This is a genomic window from Salinispora fenicalii (genome assembly GCF_000514815.1).
Taxonomy (GTDB): domain Bacteria; phylum Actinomycetota; class Actinomycetes; order Mycobacteriales; family Micromonosporaceae; genus Micromonospora; species Micromonospora fenicalii.
Window position 1 is genome coordinate 23,446 of record NZ_AZWQ01000036.1, and the last position, 12,242, is coordinate 35,687.

The 12,242-nt window shown below is 70.3% G+C and carries 10 protein-coding genes; 6 read left to right on the top strand and 4 right to left on the bottom strand.

The window, feature by feature from the left end; genetic code table 11:
• Positions 1–82: 82 nt before the first annotated feature.
• Positions 83–1,081, top strand: a complete 999-nt coding sequence (locus tag B116_RS0117240) for a TerC family protein (RefSeq protein WP_026322112.1) — start codon at positions 83–85, stop codon at positions 1,079–1,081.
• A 204-nt stretch (positions 1,082–1,285) separates the two neighbouring features.
• A complete protein-coding gene (locus tag B116_RS0117245; protein ID WP_018724407.1) occupies positions 1,286–2,083 on the top strand; it encodes a tyrosine-protein phosphatase in 798 nt (265 codons plus the stop codon).
• Positions 2,084–2,156: 73 nt separating this feature from the next.
• Here B116_RS0117245 and B116_RS0117250 read toward each other — a convergent pair whose 3' ends face one another.
• Positions 2,157–3,005 carry a serine hydrolase gene (locus tag B116_RS0117250; RefSeq protein WP_027660787.1) on the bottom strand — a complete coding sequence of 283 codons (849 nt, stop codon included), beginning with the start codon at positions 3,003–3,005 and terminating at the stop codon, positions 2,157–2,159.
• Positions 3,006–3,074: 69 nt separating this feature from the next.
• A complete protein-coding gene (typA, locus tag B116_RS0117255; RefSeq protein ID WP_026322111.1) occupies positions 3,075–4,943 on the bottom strand; it encodes a translational GTPase TypA in 1,869 nt (622 codons plus the stop codon).
• A gap of 150 nt (positions 4,944–5,093) precedes the next feature.
• Between typA and B116_RS0117260 the strand changes: the two genes are divergently transcribed.
• Positions 5,094–6,557, top strand: coding sequence for a DedA family protein (locus B116_RS0117260; RefSeq protein WP_027660788.1), 1,464 nt, complete (start codon positions 5,094–5,096; stop codon positions 6,555–6,557).
• Positions 6,558–6,584: 27 nt separating this feature from the next.
• Here the strand turns inward: B116_RS0117260 and B116_RS29130 are convergent, their stop codons facing one another.
• Positions 6,585–7,034: a hypothetical protein gene (locus B116_RS29130; protein ID WP_026322110.1), complete on the bottom strand. Its 450-nt coding sequence runs from the start codon at positions 7,032–7,034 to the stop codon at positions 6,585–6,587.
• 19 nt (positions 7,035–7,053) lie between these two features.
• Between B116_RS29130 and B116_RS29135 the strand changes: the two genes are divergently transcribed.
• Entirely contained in the window at positions 7,054–7,461 is a 408-nt protein-coding gene (locus tag B116_RS29135; RefSeq protein ID WP_018724402.1) for a lytic transglycosylase domain-containing protein, read from the top strand.
• A gap of 44 nt (positions 7,462–7,505) precedes the next feature.
• Here the strand turns inward: B116_RS29135 and B116_RS0117275 are convergent, their stop codons facing one another.
• Positions 7,506–9,632 carry an MMPL family transporter gene (locus B116_RS0117275; RefSeq protein WP_027660789.1) on the bottom strand — a complete coding sequence of 709 codons (2,127 nt, stop codon included), beginning with the start codon at positions 9,630–9,632 and terminating at the stop codon, positions 7,506–7,508.
• A 155-nt stretch (positions 9,633–9,787) separates the two neighbouring features.
• Between B116_RS0117275 and B116_RS0117280 the strand changes: the two genes are divergently transcribed.
• A complete protein-coding gene (locus tag B116_RS0117280) occupies positions 9,788–10,300 on the top strand; it encodes a MarR family winged helix-turn-helix transcriptional regulator (RefSeq protein WP_033667701.1) in 513 nt (170 codons plus the stop codon).
• A 4-nt stretch (positions 10,301–10,304) separates the two neighbouring features.
• Positions 10,305–11,960 carry a CocE/NonD family hydrolase gene (locus B116_RS0117285; protein WP_027660791.1) on the top strand — a complete coding sequence of 552 codons (1,656 nt, stop codon included), beginning with the start codon at positions 10,305–10,307 and terminating at the stop codon, positions 11,958–11,960.
• Positions 11,961–12,242 lie beyond the last annotated feature (282 nt).

Consider the following 12,242-nt stretch of genomic DNA (forward strand, 5'->3'; position numbering starts at 1 on the left):
CCATAGTCGGCGTCATCGGCACACCCGCCCTTCCGGGGGCGTACGGTGTGCCGATTGTTGCGTGTCTGCCGGAGGTTGAGCCTTGGACGTGTCCGGACTGGTGTGGGCGGGGACGCTCGTCGCACTGACCGCGATTCTCATCATCGACCTGTTGATCATTGGTCGTCGCCCACACGAGCCCAGCGTGCGTGAGTCGAGTCTCTGGGTCGGCTTCTACGTTGCCCTCGCACTGATCTTCGGTGCGGGGCTCTGGCTCGTCTCCGGGCCGAGCGCGGCAGGGCAGTTCTACACCGGTTGGCTCACCGAGTACAGCCTCTCGGTGGACAACCTCTTCGTCTTTGTGATCATCATGGCGCGCTTCGGCGTGCCCCGGGCCTACCAGCAGAAGGTCCTGCTTGTCGGGATCGTACTCGCGTTGTTGATGCGCGGTGGCTTTATCGCCGCCGGCGCCGCGTTGATCTCCCAGTTCTCGTGGGTCTTCTACATCTTCGGCGCGTTCCTTATCTACACGGCGATCAATCTCGTCCGGCAGGGCGATTCGGATGAGGATGACTTCAGTGAGAACGTCCTGATCCGGTGGAGCCGTCGGGCGCTGCCGATCTCGCGGGACTACGACGGCGCCAAGCTCACCACGTACGAGCACGGGCGAAGGCTGTTCACTCCGATGCTGGTCGTGATGATCGCGATCGGTACGACAGACTTGATCTTCGCGCTCGACTCGATCCCGGCGATCTTCGGAATTACCCAGGAGGCGTACCTGGTGTTCACCGCGAACGTCTTCGCTCTGATGGGTCTGCGACAGCTCTACTTCCTACTCGGTGGCCTGCTGGACCGGCTGATCTACCTGAGCTATGGCCTCGCGGCGGTGCTCGGCTTCATCGGCGTCAAGTTGGTGCTGGAGGCTCTGGCCGACAACAGCCTGCCGTTCGTCAACGGAGGCGAGCACGTGGGGTGGGCCCCGCACATCCCGATCTGGCTCTCGTTGACGGTCATCTTGGGCACCTTGACGCTGGCAACGGTCGCAAGCCTGGTGAAGTCATCCCGGGACCGACGTCGGAGCCTGGTCCAGGTCCGCGACTGAGGACCGACGTCAGAACCTGGTCCAGGTCCGCGACCGAACGGGCCGCGGTAGCGGGTGCGGGCCCGCCGCGACGGGGTATACCGCCGTGATCGTCGTCGGGCACCCTGGAGGGGGGACCGGCCGGCGATTGGGGGCTGCGTGGACGAGTGGACTAGTGAGGCGGGTGCGATGCGGACGAGCCCGCCGGCGGGGTGGAACATCGGAATGACCGGCCGGGCTCTGGCGCTGGTGGGCGCGCCGAACGCACGTGACCTCGGTGGGCTGGTCGGTGCGGGGGGCCGTCGGGTGCGTGCCGGGGCGCTGCTGCGTACCCCGGCGCTGGGTCGGCTGACCGACGAGGACCTACCGGTGTTGGCGAAGCTGATGCCGGCCTGTGTGGTGGACCTGCGGGATGTCACGGAAGTGGCGGTGGCCCCGCCGGACCGGCTGCCGGGAGAACCTCGACTGATACACCTGCCGGTGTACGACGCGGCGCATCCGGTCTTCACCTATGTGTCGGCTGTGCTGCTCGGTCACGACCTCAGCGCGTATGCGGAACTGGCCCAGGAGGGCACTCCGGGGGCGATGCGGTCCATCTACCGCTGGTTCGTGACGGGGGAGTCGGCGCGGGCCGGCTACGGTGCGGCGGTGCGGTTGGCGGCGGAGGCGGCGAACCTGCCCCTGCTCTACCACTGCTCAGCCGGGAAGGACCGCACCGGCTGGTTGACGGCGGTGCTGCTGCACGCGCTCGGGGTGGACGAGGCCACGATCCGGGCGGACTACCTCGCCAACAACGCGCTCACCGAGAGCCTGCGGGAGGTGCTCCTCGCCGGGATGCGTCGGCGGAGCCCGGAGCTGGACGTCACTGCGGTGCGGCCGGTGCTGGAGGTACGCGACGAGTATCTGGACGCCGGGTACGACGAGGCGCGGCGGGTGTACGGGTCGTTCGGGTCGTACCTGCGGGACGGGCTTGGGGTGGACGACGAACTGGTTGCGGCGTTGCGGGCGCGGCTGCTGGAGTGACCTACACAGTGGCAGGGTGAGCTGGGCTGCCCCGCCGAGATGGCGACGGCCCGGTTCAGCCGAACTGGTCCGTTCAGCCGAGCTGGTGGCGGTGGGCGAAGGCGCGGGCGGAGATGTCGGCGATGAGCTGGCAGGTCTCCTCGTCGGGGCTGCGGTCGGGGTGGTCGCCGGTGCTGCAGACGGCGAGGACGTACGGGGGCGCGTCGTCGGGGTAGACGACTCCAACGCTGTGCCGCACCCCACGTACCCAGCCGTTCTTGTGGGCGATCCGGGTGCCGGCGGGCAGGCCGGCGGCAAGATCCTCGCGGTGCTCCTGCGCGACGAGAATGTCGAGCATGGCGGTGCAGCTCTCCGGGGTGGCCAGTGGGCCGGGCCGGGTGGCGCCGAGCGCCAGGTCGCGCAGGAGGGCGGCGAGGTCGGCGGCGGTGACCGGGTTGGTGATGCCGGCGGCATGGGCGGCGAAGTCCTCAATGCCGCGGCCGGTGCTGCTGTGCCGGGCTCCGGCCCGGGCCCAGACATCGGCGACGGCCGGCAGGCCGACCTGCTCCAGGAGCAGGTTGGTGGCGAGGTTGCTGGATCGGACAATCATGCGTTCGGCCAGCCAACCTAGCGGGGCGGTACCGCCGAGCCGGTCCCAGACGTCGTCGTCGTTGGGGACGGGACGGGTGCAGGCGAACCGAGCGGCGCCGGGCTGGGCCGAGTCGAACTCGTTGCGGACCGGCACGGCGGTGTCCGGGGTGAGGCGCCCCGCCTCCAGGGCGCGGTAGAGCGCCACCAGCACGGCCACCTTCATCGTGCTGGCCGCGTAGTGGGTGGTGTCCGGGTGCCGGGTCCAGGTGGGGGTGGCGTCGAGGCGAGCCAGGTAGGTCGAGACGGTGCTGGGCATCCGGTCGAGGCGCGCGTCGAGGCCGGCGAAGATCACCTACTGAGGGTAGCTGGTACGCCGGGGCGCCCTCCGCGCGTCGCGCGGTGTCGGCGCCCCGGCGTAGCCTCAGCTGGCGTGCTTGCGGCGGGCCGTCGCCCGGGCCCGCTGCGTCTGGTCGAGCAGCACCTTGCGGATCCGCACCGCGGCCGGGGTCACCTCAACGCACTCGTCCTCGCGGCAGAACTCCAGGGCCTGCTCCAGGGAGAGCTTGCGGGGCGGGATCAGCTTCTCCGTCTCGTCGGCGGTCGACGAGCGCATGTTGGTGAGCTTCTTCTCCTTGGTGATGTTGACATCCATGTCATCGGAGCGGGAGTTCTCCCCGACGATCATGCCCTCGTACACCTCGGTGCTCGGCTCCACGAAGAGGGTGCCGCGTTCCTGCAGGTTCATCATTGCGAACGAGGTGGCGGTGCCGGACCGGTCGGCGACCAGCGAGCCGTTGTTGCGGGTCCGTAGCTCGCCGAACCAGGGCTCGTACGACTCGAAGACGTGGTGCAGGATGCCGGTACCCCGGGTTTCGGTGAGGAACTGGGTGCGGAATCCGATCAGACCACGCGCCGGTACCAGCCACTCCATCCGGATCCAACCGGTGCCGTGGTTGACCAACTGCTCCATCCGGCCCTTGCGGGTGGCCAGCAGCTGGGTGATCGCGCCCAGGTACTCCTCGGGCGCGTCGATGGTCAGCCGCTCCACCGGCTCGCAGGTCTTCCCGTCAATCTCCTTGGTGACGACCTGCGGCTTGCCGACGGTCAACTCGTAGGACTCGCGGCGCATCTGCTCGACCAGGATGGCCAGGGCCAGCTCGCCGCGGCCCTGTACCTCCCAGGCGTCGGGCCGTTCAGTCGGCAGGACCCGCAGCGAGACGTTGCCGATCAGTTCCCGGTCCAGCCGGTCCTTGACCATCCGCGCGGTGACCTTGGCACCCTTGGCCCGGCCCACCAGTGGGGAGGTGTTGGTGCCGATGGTCATGGAGATGGCCGGCTCGTCAACGGTGATCAGCGGCAGCGGCCGTGGGTCCTCCGCGTCGGCGAGCGTCTCCCCGATCATGATCTCCGGGATGCCGGCGACGGCGATGATGTCACCCGGCCCGGCGGACTCGGCCGGCTTGCTCTCCAGACCTTCGGTCATCAGCATTTCGGAGATGCGCACCCGCTGGCTGCTGCCGTCGGTGCGGCACCAGGCGACGGTCTGGCCCTTGGTGATCGTGCCCTGCCGGACCCGGCACAGGGCGAGCCGGCCGAGGAACGGCGAGGCGTCCAGGTTGGTGACGTGCGCCTGGAGCGGGGCCTGCTCGTCGTACGTGGGCGGCGGGATGGTGTCGAGCAGGGTGCGGAACAACGGCTCGAGGTTCTGGCTGTCCTGCGGAACAGCGCCGTCGGCGGGCGGGGTGAGGGAGGCGATTCCGTCCCGGGCACAGGCGTAGACGATCGGGAAGTCGATCTGTGCATCGTCGGCGTCCAGGTCGAGGAAGAGCTCGTAGGTGTCGTCCACGACCTCCTTGATCCGCGCATCGGGGCGGTCCACCTTGTTGATGACCAGGATGATCGGCATCCGCGCCCGGAGAGCCTTGCGGAGCACGAACCGGGTCTGCGGTAGCGGGCCCTCACTGGCATCCACCAGCAGCACGACCCCGTCAACCATGGTGAGACCGCGCTCCACCTCACCGCCGAAGTCGGCGTGGCCCGGGGTATCGATGATGTTGATGGTTACCGGGTCGGAGCCGTCGGCCGGCAGGTACCGCACGCCGGTGTTCTTCGCGAGAATGGTGATCCCCTTCTCGCGTTCGAGATCCATCGAGTCCATCACCCGTTCGGTTACCTCGCCCCGGGCGCCGTAGGCGCCAGCCTGCCGCAACATGGCGTCAACCAGGGTGGTCTTGCCGTGGTCGACGTGGGCGATGATGGCGACGTTGCGGAGGTCGGTGCGAAGCTGCATGACCTCCATCCTTCCGCCTGCGCGGATTTGGCGCGGCGTCGGGGTCACCGGTCACCCCGGGCGGGTCAGGGGTATCCCGGATCTCTACCGAAACGCCTGTAACTCGCGATCGGCCGCTGGCAAGCTGACCCTCGTGACCAGGGGCCCGGGGTGAATGAGTTGCTTAGCCGGCTGCAGGAGCTGCCGCCGGGGCTGATCCTGCTGGTCGCGGCGTTGATCGTGGCCGCTGAGACGGGGCTTATCTTCGGGTTGTTGATGCCCGGGGAGGCCACCCTGCTGCTGGTCGGATTCCTCACGTACACCGGAACCCTGCCGCTGGGGCCGGCGCTGCTGGTGATGATCGCCGCGGGTGTGCTGGGAGACGCGGTGGCGTTCCGCGCCGGTCGCCGGTACGGGCCTCGGCTGCGCGCCAGCCGGTTCGGTGCCCGTATCGGGCCAGATCGGTGGCGCCGCGCGGACGCGATGCTCGGAAGACTGGGGGGCCGGGGGGTCTTCACCGGCCGCTGGGTGGCCTTCGCCCGGACCCTGGTGCCCCGGCTGGCCGGGGCAGGGCAGATGCCGTACCGACGGTTCGCGCCCTGGAACCTGGGTGGGGTGGTGACCTGGGTGGGTGGCTCGGTGATCGCCGGAAACCTGGCGGGCGAGTCGTACGAGACCGTCTCGCACCTGCTCGGCCGCGCCACGGGTGCGGTCCTGGTGCTGCTCGGGGCGGTGCTGGCGGTGTTGCTGGCCGGGCGCTGGCTGGGTCGAAACCCAGACCCGGTACGGGCGCTGCTGTCCCGGGCTGGTGGCCTGCCCCCGGTACGCGGGCTGACCCGTCGCTACGGGGCACTTTTTGGCCTGCTTGCCCGCTCCCTCGGTCCGGGGTGGACGTTGCTGCTGAACCTGGTTGCCGGCCTACTGCTGCTGTTCCTGGCCGGGCTCGCCGTCGCCTGGGTGCTCGGCGCGGTGGTCCGGCGCAGCGGGCTGTCAGTGGTGGACGGCGTTGTCGCCGACTGGTTCGCCGCTCGTCGTACACCGGAGGCGGTGGACGTGGCACTGGCCACGGTTTCGGCGTTGCGCGGCCCGGTGGTGATCCTGTTCGTGTCGGTGGTGGCGGCGGCGGTGGCCTGGCGGCAGCGACCGTGGCGGGCCGACCTGCTCAGCGTGGTGGGCACCGTCGGCGCGTGCGTGCCGTTGGTCGTGCTGGCGGTCGCTGCCGACGTGGTCCAACCCGATCGGTCCGGCCCGCCGGTGTTGTTTCCAACCCAGACCGCCGTGATCGCCGCGAGTCTGTGCACCCTCGCGTGGCTGCTGTCCCGGGGTGCCCGTTGGCCGGTCGCGGTCGCCGCCTGGACTGGCGCTGCCGTTGGTGTGGTGGGGGTCGGTGGCGCCCGCCTCTACCTCGGCCTGAGCACCGCCAGCAGCGCGCTTTCTGGGGTGCTGCTGGGGGTGGCGTGGACGGCCGTCTTCATGGTGGCGTGGGTGACTCGGGACCGGGCGGTTGGGGTGGCCCCGGACGCTGTCGACTCGCCGGGCCCGGCGGCAGTCGAGTCGGGCCTGGCGGCAGCCGAGTCGGGCCTGGCGGCAGCCGAGCCGGGCCCGCGCCCGCCACAGGGTGTCTCCGGCGGATGACGGGACGGCGGTAGGCAACGACTACTGCTACCTTGCGTCGGTCGGAGGGGGAGACATGTTGGGGCTCCGGATCGGCGTAGGTGCGCTCGCTGTGGTGCTGCTAACCATGGGTTGCGCGGGGGAGCACGTTCCGGAGGCGGCCGAACCGATTGTGGAGAGCAGCACCACGGAGGCGTCGCCGACGGTGTCGACGGCAACCCCATCCGCGCGGACGAAGTTGGGTGACGCGCCGAGCCGTAGCGCCGTACCCAGCAGTTCACCCAGCGTTCCGCCCGCATCGAAGCCCACCGCCGCCGAGTCATCTCCAGCCGCGGCGAAACCCACACCGGAGACGCAGGCCCCACCTCCGCCTCCGGAGCCGGGACCGACTGGCTGCCCACCCCGCCACGAGGGCACGCCGGCTTCCCGTACGCAGATGAGGTCGGCACTTGCCAACGCCGCGGCGAAGACGTACTGGCCGACCTCCGCACCGGACATTCGGATTCCGTCGGCCTTGGTGAAGGCGACGGCGTGGCAGGAGAGCGGCTGGCAGTCCACGATCGTCGCCTGTGACGGCGGCATCGGGTTGATGCAGGTGATGCCGGCGACCGCCGACTGGATGAACCAACGGTTTGGGCAGAACTACGACGTGCGGGACTACCGCGACAACGCCTATCTCGGCGCGAACTATCTGGCCTGGCTGACCAAGTACATCGGCGACCTGTACTTCGACGGTGACTACCGGCTGGACGCCACGCTGTGCTCGGCCGAGCTGGACTCGTGCCTGCTCAACGCGGTGATCGCCAGCTACAACTACGGCCACGCCGCGGTGGCGAGCGGGGAGAGCCCGATCACCATCCCGAATCCGCGGTACGTGGGCAACGTCCGCGCTCTGATGACCGAATGCGTCTGTCTCGCGTACTGACGGTTCGGGCGCCACGCCCGTGCGGTGGCGCCCGAACAAGGCCGTCAGTCGTGGGCGGGGACCGGCGCCGGTGTGGCCGGGGCCGGCCCGTGGGCCAGGGCCGGCGGGCGGCCGGGCCACCAGAATCGGTCGCCGAGTAGGAACACGAGGGCGGGGACCAGCACCGTCCGGACGAGCAGGGTGTCGAGCAGGACACCGACGCAGACGATGACTCCGATCTGGGTGAGCAGGATTAGCGGGAGCACGCCGAGCACGGCGAAGACCGCGGCGAGTAGCACCCCGGCGCTGGTGATGACGCCGCCGGTAACCCGGAGAGCTGAGAGCATCCCGTCGCGGGTCCCGGTGTGGCGGGCGTCCTCCCGAGCCCGGGTGACCAGGAAGATGTTGTAGTCCACCCCGAGGGCGACGAGGAACACGAACGCGATGAGAAGTACGCCGCTGTCCAGCGCGGGGAAGCCCAGGACGTGGTCGAAGAGCAGCCACGCCGCCCCGAGGCTGGCGAAGAACGACGCGATCACGCTGAGGACCAGCAGCACCGGGGCCAGCAGGCCGCGCAGCAGCAGTACCAGGACGGCGGCGACCAGCAGCAGGATGACGGGCAGGATCAGCCGCAGGTCCATCGTATTGGCCTCGGCGGTGTCGTAGCCGGCGGCGACGGCGCCGCCGACCAGGGCTCCGTCGAAGGGGTCGGTGCCGGCAACCGCGGGTGGGGCGGAGTCGGGTACGGCGGCGACCGCCGTGCGCAGCTCCCGTACCGTCTGGTCGGAGGCGGCGGTGCCGGGCTCGGCGGTCAGCACCACGTCGACCTGGGCGACGGTGGCGCCGGCGCTACCCGGTCGGGCTGAGGCGACGCCGGGAACCGTGGCGGCGGCCGCGGTGACCGCATCAACGGCGGTTGGGGTGGTGAGCACCGCGACCGGCTGGGTGGTCCCAGCGGGGAACGCGGTGGCCAGGGTCTGCGCTCCGGCGACCGCCTCCGGTTCGACCCGGAACTGCTCGGTTTCCGACAGTCCGGTGCGGATGCCCAGGCCGCCGAGGGCGAGACCGGCCAGCAGCAGCATCGCCAGGGCCGCGACGGAGGCGGGGCGGCGTAGGACCACGCTGCCGAGCCGGCCCCACAGGCGTCCCTCGGTGGCCGCGTTGCCGAGGCGCGGGACGAACGGCCAGAACAGGCCACGGCCGAAGATCACCAGGGCGGCCGGAAGCACGAAGAGCGCGGCGAACATGGCGAACACGACGCCGGTGGCGCAGGCCACGGCGAGCGCCCGGTTGTTCTCCTGTTCGGACAGCAGCAGGGTGAGAACGCCGAGGACGACGGTGGAGCCGCTGGCGAGGATGGGTTCTGCGGTGCGGCCCAGGGCGGTTCGCATCGCCGCGAAGCGGTCCGCCTCGCGGCGTAGCTCTTCCCGGTAGCGGGCGATCAGCAGCAGCGCGTAGTTGGTGGCGGCGCCGAAGACGAGGACGCTGGCGATGCCGGTGACGGATCCCGACTGCAGGTTGATCCCGACCGCCGGCACGATCGTCTCGATCGCGCGCAGGGTGAGCTGCTCGGTGGCGGCGACGACCGCCAGCGGCACCATCCAGAGGACCGGGCTGCGGTAGGTGATCAGCAGCAGCAGCGCCACCACGGCGGCGGTCACCGCCAGCAGGGTACTGTCCGCGCCGTCGAAGACCCGGGTCAGATCGGTGGTGAAGGCCGGTGCCCCGGTGACCTCCACGGTGAGGCCGGCCGGGGTGTCGGCCAGCGCGGCCCGCAGCTCGTCGATGGTCTCGACGGTTTGCTCCTGCCCCTCGGTGGTGGACAGCGGCACGGCGATCAGGGCGACCGAGCCGTCCGGGGCGACCTGCGGTGGCGGCACCTGCCCGTTGACCGCGAACCGGCGTAGTTCGTTGCTCTGTCCGGTGAGGGCCTCCTGGTCGGTGGCGGTGAGCGCCCCGCCGTCGGCGCGGCTGATGACGACGAGAGCCGGCTGGACCTCGCTGGCGGGCAGCTGTTCCTGGAGCCGTTCGACCTGGGTGGACTGCCATTGGTCGGAGAGACCGGTGGCGGAGACGGGGGCGGGATTGTCAGGTTTCGGCAGCCCGAAGACGGCGGCACCGAGGAGGATCGCGGTGACCACGGTGAGCCATGCGGCCCACCTGCCCCGGGCGACGTGGGTGAAGACGGACATTGTTTCCTCGCGGACTCGGCGGGATGAGGGCTCGTGATTCACACCGGGAATACGTGACTGCCAAGTATCTCGATCACCAAGATTATCGGTCTCTCCGCTATGCTGCAACTACACCACCAGGGCGAGGAGAAAATCGGGACGTGGCAGGTCAGGGCATGTATCGGCGACGCGACACCCGGCGCGAGCAACTGATCGCGGAGATCGCCAACGAGCTCCGGCGGTACGCGGTGGACGCCCAACACGTCGGCCACGCCTTCGCCAACCTGCACGGCTTGGGCGCCACCGACCTGCAGGCCCTGATCGCCGTCATGGACGCCGAACTTCAAGGCGACCCGATCACCCCAGGTCGCCTCGGCGAACAACTCGACCTCTCCTCCGGGTCGGTCACCGCCCTCCTTGACCGGCTGGAACGCGCCGGCCACGTCCGCCGCGACCGCACCTCCACCGACCGGCGCAAGGTCCTGGTGCACTACGCCGACCGCGGCGCCGAGGTGGCGAGGGAGTTCTTCCGACCGCTCGGTCGCCGGACCGACGCGGTGATGCTCGGCTTCACCGACGACGAGTTGGAGACCGTTCACCGCTTCGTGACGGCCGTCCGGGCCACGCTCCGCGAACACCGCGACGCGGTCCGGGCCGCCCGCCCCGAGCCACGCCGGGCGAACGGCTGAGGCCATGCTCTCGGCGCTGACAACCCGGGCCGCCACGGCCGTGTTGCGCCTGCCGCCGCCGCGTACCCGGCGGGTCAGCCTGGCCCGGGACATCCCGGTCCGGGTTCGCGACGGCGTGTCGCTGCGTACCGACCACTACGCCCCGGACCGCCCGGCCGCACCCACGGTGCTGATCCGTACCCCGTACGGGCGAGGCGGTCCGATGCGGCTGCTCGGCCGGCTCATCGGAGAGCGGGGCTACCACGTGGTGATCCAGTCCTGCCGGGGCACCGGCGGCTCCGACGGCCAGTTCGACCCGCTGGTACACGAGCGCGAGGACGGCCTCGACACCCTCGACTGGCTACGCCAACAGCCCTGGTGGGACGGCGCATTCGGCATGTTCGGTGCCAGCTACCAGGGCTTCGTGCAGTGGGCTGTCGCCGCCGACGCCGGGACGGACCTGCGGGCGATGGTCGCGGTGGTGACCGCCTCCGGCACCCGCGACTCGACGTACCCAGGTGAGTCCTTCGCCCTGGACACCGTGCTCACCTGGGTCGAACTGCTGCAGGCGCAAACCGTCGGATGGCTTGCCCGGCAGTGGGAACTCCGGCGCGGCCAGCCCCGGCTCGCCGCCGGCCTGTCCCACCTGCCGTTGGTCGAGGCGGACCGGGTGGCCACCGGTGTGACCGTGCCCTTCTTTCAGGAGTGGCTGCGCCACCACACCCCCGACGCGGCCTACTGGCAAGCCCGGGTCTTCGGCGACCGGCTCGCCGAGGTGGACGCCCCGGTCGCCATGATCGGTGGCTGGCACGACATCTTCCTCCCCGCCCAGCTGCGCGACTTCGCGGCCCTGCGAGCCGCCGGTGCCGCGCCCCGGCTCATCGTCGGGCCGTGGACGCACGGTAGCCCCGGGCTCTTCGTCGCCGCGCTCCGTGACGGACTTGACTGGCTCGACGAACACCTGGGTGGGTACCCGGGGCGAGCTCGTGCCCCGGTCCGCGTGCACGTCGGCGGCTCCGGCGGCGGTTGGCGGGAGTTGCCGGACTGGCCACCCCCAGCCACGCCCACTCTCTGGTACCTGCACCCGGAGGGCGCGTTGCGCGCCGCGTCGTCGCCGGCCTCAGCCCCGGATGGTTTCTGGTACGACCCGGCCGACCCCACCCCGTCGGTGGGGGGCGCGCTGCTGGTGGCCCAGCAGGCCGGTCCGGTCGACAACCGGCAGGTAGAGGCTCGCCCGGACGTACTGACCTGGACCAGCGCGGCGCTGCCGGTGGCGATGGAGGTCATCGGACCGGTCGAGGCAGAAGTCTTTGTCCGAAGTGAGCTCGCTCACCTCGACGTATTCGTGCGACTTTGCGACGTGGACCGTCGGGGTCGCTCCTGGAACATCTGCGATGGGCTGGTCCGGGTCAGCCCAACCGCCTTCGCGGCCGATCCGACGGGCGCGGTCCGCGTCGCGGTGCCGTTGTGGCCGGTGGCTCACCGGTTCGCCGTCGGTCACCGACTGCGGGTGCAGATCTGTGGCGGGGCCCATCCGCGGTACGCGCGCAACCCCGGCACCGGCGAGCCGCTCGGCACAGCGATCACCCTGCAAGCCGGATGGCGGGAAGTCCTGCACGATCCGCAGCACCCGTCGGCATTGGTCCTGCCCATTACACGGGACGTGCCGAGGGAGTTGTAGGCCTCAGGTGGGCGGCCGACCAGATTCTGGCCTGGCCGCCCACCGCTGCCCCAAACGTGATCTCTAACTACTGCGGCGGGAGTCGCCGTCCGGCAGGTTAAAGGTCAAGCTAGAAGAGTCGTGGGTATGATGACGTGGTCCAGCCGCCGCCGACGATGTATGAGTTGGTGAATAGTTTGTTGTCGGCGGTGAGGTCGCCGGTGGAGGGGAAGATGCGGAGTTGGCCGGCGGTGTTTTGGTTCATGATGTCGGTGCGGCCGTCGCCGTTGAAGTCGCCGGTGA